The sequence below is a fragment of the Parvibaculum sedimenti genome (assembly GCF_009184905.1).
GTDB classification, from domain to species: domain Bacteria; phylum Pseudomonadota; class Alphaproteobacteria; order Parvibaculales; family Parvibaculaceae; genus Parvibaculum; species Parvibaculum sedimenti.
The window spans coordinates 188,937-204,409 of the sequence record NZ_WESC01000007.1; the positions used below are offsets into that span (position 1 = coordinate 188,937).

Here is a 15,473-nt window from a genome sequence, read left to right on the forward strand (position 1 = left end):
CCTGTCCGCTGCATCACCCACCGACCGTCGCCGTGAAGGTCCGATCGCCGCGCCGGATCGCGAAATCCCATTGCTCGCGCGTGCCGGCGGTGGCGCCCAAAAGCTCCTTCACCGAGCCGATCTTGGTCTCTCCCACCTGAAGCACGATGTCGCCCGGCTGGAACTGGAGCCTTTCCGCAGGCGTCCCATCCTCAATCTTCAGGACCACGACGCCCTTGCCCCCAAACGTATCAAGGTCGAGTTCGTCGGCTACGGCAGGCGAGAGATTGGCAACGGTCGCCCCGGTAAAGGGATTGTGGCCCTTGATAAGTGTGCGATCGGCAGCCGGCTTCTCCGGCGCCGCTTCCAGCGCCACCTGCGTCTCGAAAGAGCGGCCGTCGCGCTGGTAGCGCACGGTTACCTTGCCATCGAGCCCCTTGGTCGCGAAGCGATAGCGGACGGCTTGCGGGTCTTCGACATCGTGATTGTCGACAGAGCGGATCACGTCACCTTCCTTGAGGCCCGCGCGCGCCGCCGGTCCGCCCGGAAAGACTTCCTGCACCAGAGCGCCGCCCGGCCTGTCGAGACCGAGCGTCGAGGCGAGTTGCGCATCGACCGCCTGCAGCTGCGCCCCCGTCCAGGGGCGCTTCACACGGCCGCCATTCCTGGCGCTGTCGACGATCAGCCGCACCATGTTCGACGGGATCGCGAAGCCGATGCCGACGCTGCCGCCAGACTGCGAATAGATGGCGCTGTTGATGCCGATGAGCTTGCCGTCGGTCGTCACCAGCGCGCCGCCCGAATTGCCGGGATTGATCGCCGCATCCGTCTGAATGAAGAACTGATAATCCGACACACCGACATGTGTTCGCGCCAGCGCCGAGACGATACCCGTTGTCACCGTCTGCCCGACGCCGAAAGGATTGCCGAGCGCCAGCACAAGGTCGCCGACCTCCACCGAGTCCGAGTCCTTGAACGACAGGAACGGCAACTTCTCGCCCTTGGTGTCGATCTTCAGCACGGCAAGATCCGTGCGCTCATCGGCGAGCACCACCTTGGCCTCGAATTCGCGCCGGTCGTTCAACGCGACCTTGAACTGATCGCCGCCCTGAATGACGTGGTTGTTGGTTACGATGAGCCCGTCCGCGTCGATGATGACGCCCGACCCGAGCGACTGCTGCACACGCTCGCGTGGCACGCCAAAACTGAAGCGGTCGCCGAAAAAGCGCTGGAAGAAGGGATCGTTGAAGAGCGGCGACGGCGCCTGTGCCCGGACCACACGCTTCGAATAGACGTTCACGACCGCAGGCGCGACCCGTTTCACCACCGACGAATAGGAAAGCGTCACCTCGCCCGCCGACCCCGGCAGGGCGCGTGTCTCCGCCTTCACATCGTGCGGAAAGAAAACCAGTGTCAGGCTGAGCGCCACGGCGCCAAGCGCCATCGCGGTCCAGCCGCCAACGGAAGATTGAGTCATCAATTCGATCACCACTTGATGCGCCCCGGCCCGGAAGCGCCGCATCCTTTTCATGGATTTTGTTGAGCCAATGTGACGCTGGCAAGGCGGAAAGTGCCGCCGGTTCCTTACGAACTCTTCAGCTACCGGCCAGCTTGCCCCCCTTGATGGCGCTCCAGACGCAAACAAAAAGGGCGGCCCGAAGGCCGCCCTTGATTGTCGCCAGACGCGCGATCGGCTTACGCCGTCGCCAGCGCTTCCTCTTCGTCACCCTCGACCAGCACCGGGCCCGAATCCTGGCCCTTGGCGCTCTCGTCGCGGTCGACGAATTCGATCACGGCCATCGGCGCGTTGTCGCCAAAGCGGAAGCCCGCTTTCAGCACACGGATATAGCCGCCGGGACGCTCCTTGTAGCGCGGCCCGAGAATGTCGAAGAGCTTCGCCGCCCACTTCTTGTCGGGCAGCTGCGCATAGGCCTGACGGCGCGTGTGCAGCGTGTCCGTCTTGCCGAGCGTGACAAGCTTCTCCACGTAGGGGCGCAGCTCCTTCGCCTTCGGCAGCGTCGTGACGATCTGCTCGTGCTTGATCAGCGCGACGGCCATGTTGGCCAGCATCGCCTTGCGGTGGCTCGCCGTCCTGTTGAGCTTGCGGCCGGAATTACCGTGACGCATGACCCCTTCTCCTTACATTCCTTGCGGCGTCTTCTGCGACGCGGCGTTCAAATATCAATACTGGTCTTCGTAGCGCTTCGCGAGTTCTTCGATGTTCTCCGGCGGCCAGTTCGGCACTTCCATGCCGAGGTGGAGACCCATCTGCGCGAGCACTTCCTTGATCTCGTTGAGCGACTTGCGTCCGAAGTTCGGCGTACGGAGCATTTCGGCTTCCGTCTTCTGAATGAGGTCGCCGATATAGACGATGTTGTCGTTCTTGAGGCAGTTGGCCGAACGGACCGAAAGCTCCAGTTCGTCGACCTTCTTGAGCAGCGCCGCGTTGAATTCGAGTTCCGGGCGCGTCTCTTCGATGTGCTTCTGCTCCGGCTCTTCGAAGTTCACGAAAATCTGGAGCTGGTCTTGCAGGATTCGCGCGGCATAGGCAACCGCGTCGTCCGGCGTCAGTGCGCCGTTCGTCTCGATCTGCATGGTGAGCTTGTCATAGTCGAGGATCTGCCCTTCGCGGGTGTTCTCGACCTTGTAGGAAACGCGCTTCACCGGGCTATAGAGGCTGTCGACGGCGATCAGGCCGATCGGCGCATCTTCCGGACGGTTGCGGTCCGACGAGACATAACCCTTGCCGAGCGCGACCGTGAATTCCATGCGGATGTCGGCGCCCTGGTCCAGCGTGCAGAGCACGAGGTCCGGGTTCAGCACTTCAATGTCGGCACCCGTCGTGATGTCGCCAGCGGTGACGACTCCCGGGCCCTTCTTCGTCAGCGTCATGCGCTTCGGGCCTTCGGCATGAAGGCGCAGCGCAAGCTGCTTGATGTTCAGGATGATGTCCGTCACGTCTTCGCGAACGCCCGCGATCGACGAGAACTCATGCAGCACGCCGTCGATCTGCACGGCGGTGACGGCGGCGCCCTGAAGCGACGACATCAGGACGCGGCGCAGCGCATTGCCAAGCGTCAGACCGAAGCCGCGCTCAAGCGGCTCCGCGACAACCGTCGCGAAGCGGCCGGCGTCATGGCCCGGATTGATTTCGAGCTTGTTCGGCTTAATCAGCTCTTCCCAGTTCTTCTGGATCAATTTCAAAACCTCGTGCCGTTTACGGGCGCCAAACCGGCGCGCCGGGCGGGAGACATCCGCCACTTGGTCTCTTTAACGTCCACCCCACCATTCTATCGTGCGAGCAGACGGACCAGAAAAGGTCGAGTATCGAATGCTGGTTACACGCGACGACGCTTGGGCGGGCGGCAGCCATTGTGCGGAATCGGCGTGACGTCACGGATCGTCGTCACGGTGAAGCCGACCGACTGCAGCGCGCGCAGAGCGGACTCACGACCCGAACCCGGACCCGTCACCTCGACTTCGAGGGTACGCATGCCGTGCTCCATCGCCTTCTTGCCGGCGTCTTCGGCGGCCATCTGCGCGGCGAAGGGCGTCGACTTGCGGCTGCCCTTGAAGCCCATCATGCCGGCCGAGGACCAGGAGATCGTGTTGCCCTGCGCGTCTGTGATCGTGATCATCGTGTTGTTGAACGACGAGTTCACATGCGCCACGCCGGACGAAATGTTCTTCCGTTCCTTGCGCCGAATACGGGTCTTTTCCTTAGCCATCGCTCTCAAACCTTGCCTGTCGCCCGAGCTCATGCCCCGGCGTAAAAATTACGTGGAGCTCTTACTTCTTCTTGCCGGCAATCGCCTTGGCCGGACCCTTGCGGGTGCGGGCGTTGGTGTGCGTCCGCTGGCCATGCACCGGCAGGCCCTTGCGGTGACGCAGACCGCGGTAGCAGCCGAGATCCATGAGCCGCTTGATGTTCATCGCGACTTCGCGACGAAGGTCGCCTTCGACCATGTAATCGCGATCGATCGTTTCGCGGATCTGGATGACTTCGCTATCGGTCAGCTGGTTCACACGGCGCTCAGCCGGAATACCGACCTTCTCGCAGATTTCCTGCGCCTTGGCATCGCCGATGCCATGGATATAGGTCAGCGCGATGAGCACCCGCTTGTTCGTCGGGATGTTGACACCAGCAATACGAGCCACTTCAATTCTCCTGCTCTCCGTATCGGCGCTTCAGCCCGATACAACCCTCATTCGGTCCGGCGACCCACCTGGGTCACCGCCACATGGGGAATCGCTTAAGACGGCGCCTACGTCAAAACCCGGATGGACCCTCCGAAAACCCGCGGAATTCCGCCAATTTTCGGCCCATACCGGTATTTGCCCTGAAAGTGCCGTCGCGAAGGCCGGGATTATAGGATTTAACCCTTCCCAGTCAACCGCTTAAGCCAATTCCCCTTTTTTCGCTCCAAGTCCGAGCACCGCCTCGATCTGGCGGGTCACGTCGTCGATATCCTTCATGCCGTCCACGCCCTTCAGCGCGCCCTGCTTCTTGTAGTAAGCAACGAGAGGCGCCGTCTGTTCGTGGTAGACCTTGAGCCGCTTTGCCAGCGCCTCGGCATTGTCGTCCGCGCGGGGACCGCCAGCCGTCTGGGCAGCGCGGTTCTCGATACGGCCAAGCAAAATCTTGTCGTCGACTTCGAGCTCGACCACGGCATCGAGCTTCGTACCCTTGCCCGCGAGCATCTTGTCCAGCGCTTCAGCCTGAGCGACGTTCCGGGGGAACCCGTCCAGGATGTAGCCTTTCTTCGCGTCCGGCTGCTCGATGCGGTCGCTGATGATACCAACCACGACATCATCAGGCACCAGATCGCCGCGCGCCATGATCGCCTCGGCTTTCTTGCCGACTTCAGTGCCCGCCTTCACGGCGGCGCGAAGCATGTCGCCCGTCGAGAGCTGCACCAGACCATAGGTCTCCTGCAGACGTTGAGCCTGCGTACCCTTGCCGGCGCCAGGCGGCCCGAGAAGAATAAGCTTCATCGACGCGCCCCCCTCAGCTTCGACTTCTTGATCAGTCCTTCATACTGGTGCGCGAGCAGATGGCTCTGGATCTGCGCCACAGTGTCCATGGTGACGCTCACCACGATCAGCAGCGAGGTACCGCCGAAATAGAACGGCACCTTGTATTGCGAAATCAGGATCTCCGGCAGCAAGCAGATCGCGGTGAGATAGGCTGCGCCGAGAACGGTCAGGCGGGTCAGCACGTAGTCGATATATTCCGCCGTGCGCTGGCCGGGACGAATGCCGGGAATGAATCCGCCATACTTCTTCAGGTTATCGGCTGTGTCCTTCGGGTTGAACACGAGCGCCGTGTAGAAGAAGGCAAAGAAGATGATGCCAGCTGCGTAGAACACCATATAGAGCGGCTGACCATGGCCGAGCATTGCCGTCACAGTGTTGAGCCAGTCGGGGCCCGCACCTGCAGTGAAGTTCGCAATGGTGATCGGCAACAGCAGAAGCGACGAGGCGAAGATCGGCGGAATGACGCCGGACGTATTCAGCTTCAGCGGCAGATGCGAACTGTCGCCACCATACATCTTGTTGCCAACCTGGCGCTTGGGATACTGGACGATCAGGCGGCGCTGAGCCCGTTCGACAAAGACGATCGCCATGATCACGGCAACGACCATCACCGCGACAAAGAGAATGACGCCCGCCGACAGCGCGCCGGTGCGGCCGAGTTCCAGAGTGCCGGCGATAGCGTGGGGCAGCTGGGCCACGATGCCCGCGAAAATGATCAGCGAAATACCGTTGCCGACGCCACGCGACGTGATCTGCTCACCGAGCCACATCAGGAACATCGTACCGCCGACCAGCGTGACCACAGTCGTCGCGCGGAAAAAGATGCCCGGATCGATGACGACATGCTGCGCATTCTCAAGGCCAACTGCAATCGCGTAGCCTTGAAAAGCGGCGAGGATCACAGTGCCGTAGCGCGTATACTGATTGATCGTCTTCCGGCCCTGCTCACCCTCCTTCTTCAGCGCTTCCAGATGCTTCGAAACCGAAGTCATCAGCTGAAGAATGATGGAGGCGGAGATGTAGGGCATGATCGCGAGAGCGAAGATCGCCATACGGCCAACCGCGCCGCCCGCGAACATATCGAAAATGCCCAGGATGCCGGACTGCTGCTGCTTGAACACCTGGGCCAGCGCGGCCGGATCGATGCCGGGCAGCGGGATGTAGGTGCCGAGACGGTAGACAATGAGCGCGCCCAGGGTAAACCAGATGCGCTTCTTCAGCTCGTCGGCCTTCGAGAAGGCCGAAAAGTTCAGATTTGCCGCCAGCTGTTCAGCCGCTGATGCCATCTCGTCCTACTCCGTGCATTGCGCGCTTGGCACAAGCGTGGCCAAAGTCTTCGCGGCCTTATTCAGCGGCCGCTACCTTCGCTGCGATGACCGTGACAGAGCCGCCGGCCTTCTCGACCGCGGCCTTCGCGGCTTCCGACGTGCCGGCAACTTCGAGAGCGAGCTTCGCCTTGAGTTCGCCGCGCGCCAGGAGACGCACACCGTCCTTGGCACGGCGGAGAATGCCTACGCTCACCAGCGTCGCGACATCGACCTTCGAACCGGCAGCAAACTTGCCGTCATCGACGGCCTTCTGCAGCTGGTCGAGATTGATGACGTTGTAGTCGAGGCGGAACAGGTTCTTGAAGCCACGCTTCGGCAGGCGCATGTGGATCGGCATCTGGCCGCCTTCGTAGCCTTTGATGGCCACGCCGGAACGGGATGTCTGACCCTTGACGCCACGGCCGCCGGTCTTGCCCTTCGTCGAGCCGATACCACGGCCGACGCGGATGCGCGATTTGCGGGCGCCCTGATTGTCGCTGATCTTGTTGAGAGTCGTCATCTTAGCCTCGCAAGCCTCAAGCTTCGTCAACGATACGGACGAGATGGGCTACCTTGTTGATCATGCCACGCACAGCAGGCGTATCCTCGAGCGTGCTCGTCCGGCGCATCTTGTTGAGGCCGAGACCGATCAGCGTCTCGCGCTGGCCGGGCTTCTTGCGAAGCGTGCTTCCGGTCTGCTGGACGGTCACGGTTTTCTTGCCGTCTGTCTTCTTCGCCGACATGTCTCGATTCCTCTAAACTTGGAAGTCTCTAGTTCCGTCCGGTTTATTCGGACAGGGCTTCGCCTGCGCCGTCCGCACGGCGACCGACGATATCACTGACCTTCTTGCCACGACGCGCCGCGACCATGCGGGGGCTCTGCTCGTGCTTCAGCGCATCGAACGTCGCCCGCACCATGTTGTACGGATTGGACGAGCCGAGCGATTTCGCAACGACGTCCTGCACGCCAAGCGTCTCGAAGACGGCGCGCATCGGGCCGCCAGCGATGATGCCGGTACCGGCAGGAGCAGCGCGGAGCACGACGCGACCGGCGCCATGACGGCCGTCAATGTCATGATGCAGCGTCCGGCCCTCACGCAGCGGCACGCGGATCATCGCGCGCTTCGCCGCCTCGGTAGCCTTGCGGATCGCTTCCGGCACTTCGCGCGCCTTGCCGTGGCCGAAGCCAACGCGGCCCTTCTGGTCGCCGACGACGACGAGCGCCGCAAAGCCGAAGCGCTTACCGCCCTTGACCACCTTCGCGACGCGGTTGATGTGGACCAGCTTGTCCACAAACTCGCTGTCGCGCTCTTCCCGGTCCCGATCTCGTGTTCTTTCGCGTGCCACTGTCAAATCCTTTAGAAGTTGAGACCGCCTTCGCGGGCGCCATCAGCGAGCGCTTTGATGCGCCCGTGGTAAATATATCCGCCGCGATCGAAGACAACGTCCTTGACGCCCTTCTCGAGTGCGCGCTGTGCAACGAGCTTTCCGATCTCGGTCGCCCCGTCCACATTGCCGCCCTTCCCGCCGAAATCCTTCTCCATGGTGGAGGCGGCGGCGAGCGTCACGCCCTGAACATCGTCGATGATCTGGGCATAGATGTGCTTGGAAGAACGGAACACGGATAGACGCGGCCGTCCGTTCGCGATCTTCGCGAGCTTGGTGCGGTTGCGCTGCGTCCGGCGCTGATGAAGATTCTTGGTCATAGCCATCCGCTCACTTCTTCTTGCCTTCCTTGCGGAAGATGAATTCGCCGGCGTACTTCACGCCCTTGCCCTTGTAGGGTTCGGGCCCGCGATAGCCACGGATCTCCGCAGCAACCTGGCCGACTTTCTGCTTGTCCGTGCCGCTGATCGAAATCTCAGTCGGCTTTGCGATCTTGACTTCAATGCCTTCGGGGATCGGATAGATCACGTCATGGCTGAAGCCCAGGCTCAGCTGAATGTTCTTGCCCTGCAGAGCGGCGCGATAGCCGACGCCGTTGATCTCCAGGTTCGTCGTGAACCCGTCGGTCACGCCGATCACCAGGTTCTGCACGAGCGTGCGGGACAGACCCCACATCGCGCGAGCCCGCTGCGTGTCATCGCGCGGCTTCACCGAAATGCCGTCAGCGCCCTGCTCAACCGTCACATCTTCGACGAGCGTGAGCTTGAGTTCGCCCTTCGGACCCTTCACGGCCACTTCCTGGCCGTTGATAGCCACGGTCACCCCTTTCGGGATTTCGATGGGCTTCTTACCAATTCGCGACATGGTCGTCTCTTTCCCGTCGTCTGGCGGAGCTGGCGGCGTCTTAGAAGACGCGGCACAGCACCTCGCCGCCTACATTCTTCTCACGTGCAGCCGAGTCGGACATCACACCCTTCGGAGTCGAAAGGATCGAGATGCCAAGGCCGTTGTGCACGCTCGGCACTTCCTTGACCGACGAGTAAACCCGACGGCCCGGCGTCGACACGCGTTCAATCAACTGAATGACCGGCGCGCCTTCGTTGTACTTAAGTTCGATCTCGAACTCGCTCTTGCCGTTCGGGTAATCAACCTTGGCATAGCCACGGATGAAACCTTCGTCCGCCAGAACGTCGAGCACCCAACCGCGGAGCTTGGAGGCAGGCGTCGCCACCTTGCCCTTGCCGCGGAGCTGCGCGTTCCGGATGCGGGTGATCATATCACCCAGTGGATCAGTCATCGTCATGCGCGCGTCTCCTTACCAGCTCGACTTGACCATGCCGGGGATCTGCCCACGGGACGCGAGGTCCCGGAGGGCGATACGCGACATGCGCAGCTTGCGGTAATAGGACCGGCTACGGCCCGTAAGCTCGCAGCGGTTGTGAATACGGGTCTTGGACGAGTTGCGCGGCAGCTCATTGAGCTTCAGCTGCGCGTTGAAACGCTCATCCACAGACAGCGACTGGTCGACCGTCATGGCCTTCAGCTTCGCCCGCTTGTTCGCGAACTTCGCCGTCAGCTTCCGCCGCTTCTGGTCTCTATTAATGGCGCTCTTCTTAGCCATCCAAACCTCCGTCGGGTCCACGTCCGTCGCGGACCACAGAAAATCTTACTTCGAGAACGGGAAGTTGAAGGCACGCAGCAGTTCGCGCGCTTCGTCGTCCGTTTTCGCCGTCGTGCAGACGATGATGTCCATACCCCAGACCTGGTCGACCTTGTCGTAGTCGATTTCCGGGAAAATGATATGCTCTTTCAGACCCATGGCGTAGTTGCCACGGCCGTCGAAGCTCTTCGCATTGAGGCCGCGGAAGTCGCGGACACGCGGGAGAGCGATCGTCACCAGACGGTCGAGGAACTCGTACATCCGGTCCTTGCGGAGCGTGACCTTCACGCCAACCGGCATGTTCTCACGCAGCTTGAAGGTCGCGATGGAGGTCTTCGCCTTGGTGATCACCGGCTTCTGGCCGGCAATCGCCTGCAGGTCGTCGAACGCGCTCTTGATCTTCTTGGAGTCGGCAACGGCCTCGCCCACGCCCATGTTGAGCACGATCTTGTCCAGCGCCGGCACCTGCATGGTGTTCGGGTACTTGAACTGCTCCTGGAGCGCCGGGCGAATCTTCGCCAGATACTCCGACTTGAGCCGCGGAATGTATGCTTCAGCCATCGATCGTTTCTCCCGACGCCTTGGCCACGCGAACCTTGCGGCCATCTTCCAGCGTCTTGAACCCAACTCGAGTCGGCTTGCCGGTCTTGGGATCCTCGATCGCGAGGTTCGAAAGATCGATCGCCGCTTCGCGCGCCACGATACCGCCCGTCGTCGTCTGGGACGGCTTCGTATGACGCTTCACAATATTCACGCCCTGAACGAGCGCCCGGTTTTCCTTCGGCAGCACGGACAGAACGGTGCCCTTCTTGCCCTTATCCTTGCCAGCGAGGACGACGACCTTGTCGCCCTTTTTAATCTTCGCAGCCATCAAAGCACCTCCGGCGCGAGCGAAACGATCTTCATGTGGTTCTTCGCACGGAGCTCACGAGTGACCGGGCCGAAGATGCGCGTGCCGATGGGCTCGCCCTGGTTGTTGATGAGCACGGCCGCGTTACGATCGAACCGGATCACGCTACCGTCGGCGCGACGGATGTCCTTCGCGGTGCGAACCACGACGGCCTTCATCACCTCGCCCTTCTTCACCTTGCCGCGCGGGATCGCTTCCTTGATGCTGACGACGATAATGTCGCCAACGGAAGCGTACTTCCGCTTGGAGCCGCCCAGAACCTTGATGCACATGACGCGGCGCGCACCAGAGTTGTCGGCGACGTCGAGGTTCGTCTCTTGCTGAATCATGACTTCATCCGCCTTGCTCGGAAGAGCCTGGCCCCTCTAAAGGGATCAGGCTTCGTCCGTAAATACTTCCCACTTCTTCAGCTTCGAGATCGGCCGGCACTCGCGGATCTTCACGATATCGCCAACCTTCACCGAGTTGCTCTCATCATGCGCGTGGTACTTCTTCGAACGGCGCACGATCTTCCGAAGGACGGGATCGCTGAAGCGGCGCTCGACGTTGACCACTACGGTCTTGTTGTTCTTGTCGCTAACCACGACACCTTGCAGAATTCTCTTCGGCATTTGTAAGTCCTCAGCCCTTGACCTGCGCGGTGGCGCGCTGCCGCTGGATCGTCTTGATGCGCGCGATGTCGCGACGCACCTGCTTCTGACGCGAAGTCTTCTCCAGCTGTCCGCTCGCGCTCTGGAAGCGCAGGTTGAACTGCTCCTTCTTCAGCTTCAGGAGCTGGTCCTGCAGCTGGTCCGGCGTCAAATCTTTTACTTCGCTGGCCTTCATGGCCTCACCCTTTCGTTCTGACCGCGCTTGGCGGATTGGTCGCCTTACGCGTGCTCGCCGGGACGAGCCACGAACCTCGTTTTGATCGGCAGCTTCGCCGCACCGAGGCGAAGCGCCTCCTCGGCGACCGCAAGCGGCACGCCGTCGAGCTCGAACATGATCCGGCCCGGCTTGACGCGGGCAGCCCAGAACTCAGGCGTGCCCTTGCCTTTACCCATTCGGACTTCGGTCGGCTTCTTCGAAACCGGCACGTCCGGGAAAATGCGGATCCACACGCGGCCTGCGCGCTTCATGTGGCGGGTGATCGCGCGGCGAGCCGCCTCGATCTGCCGCGCCGTCACGCGAGCGGGCTCCTGGGCCTTGAGGCCAAAGGCCCCAAAGTCGAGGTTCGTGCCACCCTTGGCATTGCCATGGATGCGGCCCTTGTGAGCCTTGCGGAACTTAGTGCGCTTCGGTTGCAACATGGTCGAAACTCTCTTCGCTCAAATCTTCAGGCGCTTAGGCGCGGTCTTCACGGCGCGGACGACCGCCCGTATCGGCGCCACCTTCAAGCGCACGGCGCTCGGAGGCCATCGGGTCATGCTCAAGGATCTCGCCCTTGTAGATCCAGACCTTGACGCCGCAGGTGCCATAAGCCGTCTTCGCCGTCGCAACGCCGTAGTCGATGTCGGCGCGCAGCGTGTGAAGCGGAACGCGGCCTTCACGATACCATTCGGTACGCGCGATTTCCGCACCGCCGAGACGACCGGCGCAGTTGATACGGATGCCGCCGGCGCCGAGACGCATGGCCGACTGCACTGCCCGCTTCATCGCACGGCGGAACGCAACGCGGCGCTCGAGCTGCTGCGCGATGTTCTCCGCGACAAGCGTCGCGTCGATCTCAGGCTTGCGCACTTCAACGATGTTGAGATGCACTTCAGAGGCCGTGACCTTGCCGATGTCCTTGCGGAGCTTCTCGATGTCCGCGCCCTTCTTGCCGATAACGACGCCGGGCCGCGCGGTGTGGATCGTCACACGGCACTTCTTGTGCGGACGCTCGATCACGATCTTCGAGATGCCGGCCTGCTTCAGCGTCTTGCTGAGGTATTCGCGGATCTTGATGTCTTCATGCAGCAGCTTGCCGTACTCGTGGCGACCCGCGAACCAGCGCGAATCCCAGGTGCGGTTGACGCCAAGCCGCAGTCCGATCGGATTGACTTTATGACCCATCAGGCCTGCTCCTCGACTTGCCGTACGACAATGGTGATCTGGCTGAACGGCTTTTCAATCCGGCCCACGCGGCCACGCGCACGCGCATGCCAACGCTTCATCACCAGGTTCTTGCCCACATAGGCCTCAGCGACGACGAGCTCGTCGACTTCGAGATCGTGGTTGTTCTCGGCGTTCGCGATCGCGCTCTGAAGCACCTTCTTGACGTCGCGCGCAACGCGCTTGTTCGAGAAGGTGAGATCGGCGAGCGCGCTGTCCGCCTTCTTGCCGCGAATGAGCTGCGCGACGAGATTGAGCTTCTGGGGGCTCACCCGGATCATCCGGCCGACAGCCTTCGCTTCATTGTCGGCGAGCGCCCGCTTGTTTGCTGGTTTGCCCATGACTTAGCCCTTCTTGGCTTTCTTGTCAGCCGAGTGGCTGAAGAACGTGCGCGTCGGCGCGAACTCGCCGAGCTTGTGCCCGACCATGTCCTCGGTGACGAGCACCGGGATATGCTTCTTGCCGTTATGGACAGCGAAGGTCAGGCCGACGAACTGCGGCAGGATCGTGGAGCGGCGGCTCCACGTCTTGATGACGTCTTTGCGGGCCGATGTACGCGAGGTTTCTGCCTTCTTGAGAAGGTAGCCATCGACGAAGGGGCCTTTTTTTACGGAACGTGCCATGTCGAGTGTCCTCAACCCTTCTTCTTGTGACGGCTGCGCAGGATGAACTTATCCGTCGCCTTGTTCTGCCGCGTCTTCTTGCCCTTGGTCGGCTTGCCCCACGGCGTGACCGGATGACGGCCACCCGAGGTACGGCCTTCGCCGCCGCCGTGCGGATGGTCGACCGGGTTCATGGCGACGCCTCGAACCGTCGGGCGCTTGCCGAGCCAACGATTGCGACCGGCCTTGGCGATAGTGATGTTGCCGTGGTCCGGGTTCGACACGGCGCCGATCGACGCCATGCACTCACCGCGCACCATGCGCTGCTCGCCCGACGACAGACGCAGGAGCGCGTAGCCCTGGTCGCGGCCGATGAGCTGAACATAGGTACCAGCCGAACGCGCGATCTGACCGCCCTTGCCCGGCTTCAGTTCCACATTGTGGACAATCGTGCCGACGGGGATCGACGAAAGCGGCATCGCATTGCCCGGCTTCACGTCGACGCGCTCGCCAGCGACCACCGTGTCGCCGACCGCCAGGCGCTGCGGCGCCAGAATGTAGGCGAGCTCGCCGTCCGCATATTTGATCAGCGCAATGAACGACGTACGGTTCGGATCGTATTCGAGCCGCTCAACGGTCGCCGGCTGATCGAACTTCCGACGCTTGAAGTCGATGATGCGGTAGCTGCGCTTATGCCCGCCGCCCCGATCGAACGAGGTGATGCGGCCATGGTTGTTGCGACCACCCGACTTCGTCAGACCATGGGTCAGGCCCTTCACGGGCTTGCCCTTGTAGAGGCCCGACCGGTCGACCAGCACAAGGCCGCGCTGTGCGGGGCTTGTCGGTTTATATTTCTTCAGTGCCATCGGTACGAGCTCTCTTTAGAGACCAGTCGTCACGTCGATCGAGTAGCCCTCTTCGAGGGTCACGATCGCTTTCTTGAAATCGCTCTGCTTGCCAGCGAAGCCGCGGAAGCGCTTCGTCTTGCCTTTGCGGAGCAGCGTATTTACCGCCTTGACCTTGACGCCGAAGAGCTTTTCGACGGCTTCCTTGATCTGCGGCTTCGTCGCGGGGCGAGCAACCTTGAAGATGACCTGGTTCCACTCAGAAGCCATGGTCGCCTTTTCGGTGATCACCGGCGAGACGATGATGTCGTAAATGTGCTCGTTCGTGATCATTTGAACCGAGCCTCCAGGCTCTCAACTGCGGCCTTGGTCAATACGAGCTTCTCGCGGCGCAGAATGTCGTAGACGTTGATGCCCTGCACCGGCAGCACATCCACATTCGGGATGTTGCGCGCGGCGAGCGCGAAGTTCTCGTTGACCTCGGCGCCGTCGATGAACAGAACCGACTTCAGGCCAAGCTTCGCGAAGGCTTCCTTCAGCGCCTTGGTCTTGGGCGCTTCGACCTTCGTGTCCTCGAGAATGACGAGGTTATCGGCCTTCACCTTCGACGACAGGGCGTGACGCAGCGCGAGCGCGCGAACCTTCTTCGGCAGATCGATCGCATGGCTGCGAACGACCGGACCGAACGCCTTGCCGCCACCGCGGAACTGCGGAGCCTTGCGATCGCCGTGACGGGCGCCGCCAGAACCCTTCTGCTTCACGAACTTCTTGCCCGTGAGCGAGATTTCCGAGCGGCCCTTCGACTTGTGCGTACCGGCCTGACGCTTCGCGAGCTGATAGCTCACCATGCGATGCAGGAGATCCTGGCGCGGCTCGAGCCCGAAAACCTCATCGGACAGCTCGACCGTACCGGCCTTGCCTGCGGCGAGAGTTGTTACATCGGCCTTCATTACGCACCTTCCTTCTGGGCAGCGGCTTCACCGCCGGCGCGACGGAACGCACCAGGGGTCGGGACGCTGTCCGGCAGCTTCGACTTCACGGCGTCGCGGACGAGCACATAGCCGCCCTTGGAGCCCGGAACGGCGCCCTTCACCATGATCAGGCCGCGCTCGACATCGGTGCGGACGACTTCGAGATTCTGCGTCGTCACACGCTCGGCACCGAGATGACCGGCCATCTTCTTGCCCTTGAACACCTTGCCCGGATCCTGCCGCTGACCGGTCGAACCGTGGCTACGATGGCTGACGGACACACCGTGCGTCGCGCGAAGGCCACCGAAATTGTGGCGCTTCATGACACCGGCGAAGCCCTTACCGATCGAGGTGCCGCTGACGTCCACGTACTGACCCTCGACGAAATGATCCGCCGTGATCTCGACGCCGACATCGAGCAGGTTTTCCGGGCTGACCCGGAACTCGACCAGCTTCAGCTTCGGCTCCACCTCGGCACGAGAGAACTGGCCACGCTGAGCGTTCGCCACGTTCTTCACCTTGGCGAGGCCGGTGCCGAGCTGCACTGCCGTATAGCCGTTCTTTTCCTCCGTGCGCTGGCTGACAACCTGAAGGTTGTCCAGCTTCAACACGGTGACCGGTACATGACGTCCGTCTTCCATGAACAGACGGGTCATTCCGACCTTTTTGACAATAACTCCGGAACGCATGGTCCCATTCCTCG

27 protein-coding genes are annotated in these 15,473 nt (G+C 61.8%); all 27 read right to left on the minus strand.

Annotated elements, in window-relative coordinates; genetic code table 11:
* Positions 1 to 13: 13 nt before the first annotated feature.
* Entirely contained in the window at positions 14 to 1,456 is a 1,443-nt protein-coding gene (locus F2P47_RS09600) for a DegQ family serine endoprotease (RefSeq protein ID WP_185681049.1), read from the minus strand.
* Between the two features lie 218 nt (positions 1,457 to 1,674).
* Complete coding sequence (gene rplQ, locus F2P47_RS09605; protein WP_152216133.1) at positions 1,675 to 2,106, minus strand: 50S ribosomal protein L17; 432 nt, start codon at positions 2,104 to 2,106, stop codon at positions 1,675 to 1,677.
* Between the two features lie 54 nt (positions 2,107 to 2,160).
* The gene (locus tag F2P47_RS09610; protein ID WP_152216134.1) at positions 2,161 to 3,177 is read right to left on the minus strand and encodes a DNA-directed RNA polymerase subunit alpha; all 1,017 of its coding nucleotides are present in this window, start codon (positions 3,175 to 3,177) and stop codon (positions 2,161 to 2,163) included.
* A 140-nt stretch (positions 3,178 to 3,317) separates the two neighbouring features.
* Positions 3,318 to 3,707, minus strand: a complete 390-nt coding sequence (gene rpsK / locus F2P47_RS09615) for a 30S ribosomal protein S11 (protein ID WP_152216135.1) — start codon at positions 3,705 to 3,707, stop codon at positions 3,318 to 3,320.
* A 61-nt stretch (positions 3,708 to 3,768) separates the two neighbouring features.
* On the minus strand, positions 3,769 to 4,137 hold the full coding sequence (gene rpsM, locus F2P47_RS09620; protein ID WP_152216136.1) for a 30S ribosomal protein S13: 369 nt from the start codon (positions 4,135 to 4,137) through the stop codon (positions 3,769 to 3,771).
* A 240-nt stretch (positions 4,138 to 4,377) separates the two neighbouring features.
* Positions 4,378 to 4,974: an adenylate kinase gene (locus F2P47_RS09625; protein ID WP_152216137.1), complete on the minus strand. Its 597-nt coding sequence runs from the start codon at positions 4,972 to 4,974 to the stop codon at positions 4,378 to 4,380.
* Entirely contained in the window at positions 4,971 to 6,302 is a 1,332-nt protein-coding gene (gene secY, locus F2P47_RS09630) for a preprotein translocase subunit SecY (RefSeq protein WP_152216138.1), read from the minus strand. The genes F2P47_RS09625 and secY overlap by 4 nt, the downstream gene beginning before the upstream one ends.
* Before the next feature lie 58 nt (positions 6,303 to 6,360).
* Positions 6,361 to 6,843, minus strand: a complete 483-nt coding sequence (gene rplO, locus F2P47_RS09635; protein ID WP_152216139.1) for a 50S ribosomal protein L15 — start codon at positions 6,841 to 6,843, stop codon at positions 6,361 to 6,363.
* Between the two features lie 16 nt (positions 6,844 to 6,859).
* Positions 6,860 to 7,066 (minus strand): 50S ribosomal protein L30, encoded by a 207-nt coding sequence (gene rpmD / locus F2P47_RS09640; protein WP_152216140.1) that lies wholly within the window; start codon positions 7,064 to 7,066, stop codon positions 6,860 to 6,862.
* 43 nt (positions 7,067 to 7,109) lie between these two features.
* Complete coding sequence (gene rpsE / locus F2P47_RS09645) at positions 7,110 to 7,670, minus strand: 30S ribosomal protein S5 (protein ID WP_152216141.1); 561 nt, start codon at positions 7,668 to 7,670, stop codon at positions 7,110 to 7,112.
* 11 nt (positions 7,671 to 7,681) lie between these two features.
* A complete protein-coding gene (gene rplR / locus F2P47_RS09650) occupies positions 7,682 to 8,035 on the minus strand; it encodes a 50S ribosomal protein L18 (protein ID WP_152216142.1) in 354 nt (117 codons plus the stop codon).
* Positions 8,036 to 8,039: 4 nt separating this feature from the next.
* Positions 8,040 to 8,573, minus strand: a complete 534-nt coding sequence (gene rplF / locus F2P47_RS09655; RefSeq protein WP_152216143.1) for a 50S ribosomal protein L6 — start codon at positions 8,571 to 8,573, stop codon at positions 8,040 to 8,042.
* Positions 8,574 to 8,613: 40 nt separating this feature from the next.
* Positions 8,614 to 9,012, minus strand: coding sequence for a 30S ribosomal protein S8 (gene rpsH, locus F2P47_RS09660; RefSeq protein ID WP_152216144.1), 399 nt, complete (start codon positions 9,010 to 9,012; stop codon positions 8,614 to 8,616).
* 12 nt (positions 9,013 to 9,024) lie between these two features.
* A complete protein-coding gene (gene rpsN / locus F2P47_RS09665; RefSeq protein WP_152216145.1) occupies positions 9,025 to 9,330 on the minus strand; it encodes a 30S ribosomal protein S14 in 306 nt (101 codons plus the stop codon).
* A gap of 45 nt (positions 9,331 to 9,375) precedes the next feature.
* Complete coding sequence (gene rplE, locus F2P47_RS09670; RefSeq protein WP_152216146.1) at positions 9,376 to 9,930, minus strand: 50S ribosomal protein L5; 555 nt, start codon at positions 9,928 to 9,930, stop codon at positions 9,376 to 9,378.
* Positions 9,923 to 10,240 (minus strand): 50S ribosomal protein L24, encoded by a 318-nt coding sequence (gene rplX / locus F2P47_RS09675; protein WP_152216147.1) that lies wholly within the window; start codon positions 10,238 to 10,240, stop codon positions 9,923 to 9,925. Before rplX ends, rplE begins: the two co-directional genes overlap by 8 nt.
* Positions 10,240 to 10,608 carry a 50S ribosomal protein L14 gene (gene rplN, locus F2P47_RS09680; protein WP_152216148.1) on the minus strand — a complete coding sequence of 123 codons (369 nt, stop codon included), beginning with the start codon at positions 10,606 to 10,608 and terminating at the stop codon, positions 10,240 to 10,242. The genes rplX and rplN overlap by 1 nt, the downstream gene beginning before the upstream one ends.
* A gap of 45 nt (positions 10,609 to 10,653) precedes the next feature.
* Positions 10,654 to 10,890, minus strand: a complete 237-nt coding sequence (gene rpsQ / locus F2P47_RS09685; RefSeq protein ID WP_152216149.1) for a 30S ribosomal protein S17 — start codon at positions 10,888 to 10,890, stop codon at positions 10,654 to 10,656.
* Positions 10,891 to 10,900: 10 nt separating this feature from the next.
* The gene (gene rpmC, locus F2P47_RS09690; protein ID WP_152216150.1) at positions 10,901 to 11,104 is read right to left on the minus strand and encodes a 50S ribosomal protein L29; all 204 of its coding nucleotides are present in this window, start codon (positions 11,102 to 11,104) and stop codon (positions 10,901 to 10,903) included.
* 44 nt (positions 11,105 to 11,148) lie between these two features.
* On the minus strand, positions 11,149 to 11,568 hold the full coding sequence (gene rplP, locus F2P47_RS09695; RefSeq protein ID WP_152216151.1) for a 50S ribosomal protein L16: 420 nt from the start codon (positions 11,566 to 11,568) through the stop codon (positions 11,149 to 11,151).
* Positions 11,569 to 11,602: 34 nt separating this feature from the next.
* Positions 11,603 to 12,313 carry a 30S ribosomal protein S3 gene (rpsC, locus tag F2P47_RS09700; RefSeq protein ID WP_152216152.1) on the minus strand — a complete coding sequence of 237 codons (711 nt, stop codon included), beginning with the start codon at positions 12,311 to 12,313 and terminating at the stop codon, positions 11,603 to 11,605.
* Positions 12,313 to 12,693 (minus strand): 50S ribosomal protein L22, encoded by a 381-nt coding sequence (rplV, locus tag F2P47_RS09705; RefSeq protein WP_152216153.1) that lies wholly within the window; start codon positions 12,691 to 12,693, stop codon positions 12,313 to 12,315. The genes rpsC and rplV overlap by 1 nt, the downstream gene beginning before the upstream one ends.
* 3 nt (positions 12,694 to 12,696) lie before the next feature.
* Positions 12,697 to 12,975 (minus strand): 30S ribosomal protein S19, encoded by a 279-nt coding sequence (gene rpsS, locus F2P47_RS09710; RefSeq protein WP_152216154.1) that lies wholly within the window; start codon positions 12,973 to 12,975, stop codon positions 12,697 to 12,699.
* 11 nt (positions 12,976 to 12,986) lie between these two features.
* A complete protein-coding gene (gene rplB, locus F2P47_RS09715; RefSeq protein ID WP_152216155.1) occupies positions 12,987 to 13,820 on the minus strand; it encodes a 50S ribosomal protein L2 in 834 nt (277 codons plus the stop codon).
* Between the two features lie 15 nt (positions 13,821 to 13,835).
* A complete protein-coding gene (locus tag F2P47_RS09720) occupies positions 13,836 to 14,132 on the minus strand; it encodes a 50S ribosomal protein L23 (protein ID WP_152216156.1) in 297 nt (98 codons plus the stop codon).
* Complete coding sequence (rplD, locus tag F2P47_RS09725) at positions 14,129 to 14,749, minus strand: 50S ribosomal protein L4 (protein ID WP_152216157.1); 621 nt, start codon at positions 14,747 to 14,749, stop codon at positions 14,129 to 14,131. Before rplD ends, F2P47_RS09720 begins: the two co-directional genes overlap by 4 nt.
* Positions 14,749 to 15,459: a 50S ribosomal protein L3 gene (gene rplC / locus F2P47_RS09730; protein ID WP_152216158.1), complete on the minus strand. Its 711-nt coding sequence runs from the start codon at positions 15,457 to 15,459 to the stop codon at positions 14,749 to 14,751. The genes rplD and rplC overlap by 1 nt, the downstream gene beginning before the upstream one ends.
* Positions 15,460 to 15,473: the final 14 nt, after the last annotated feature.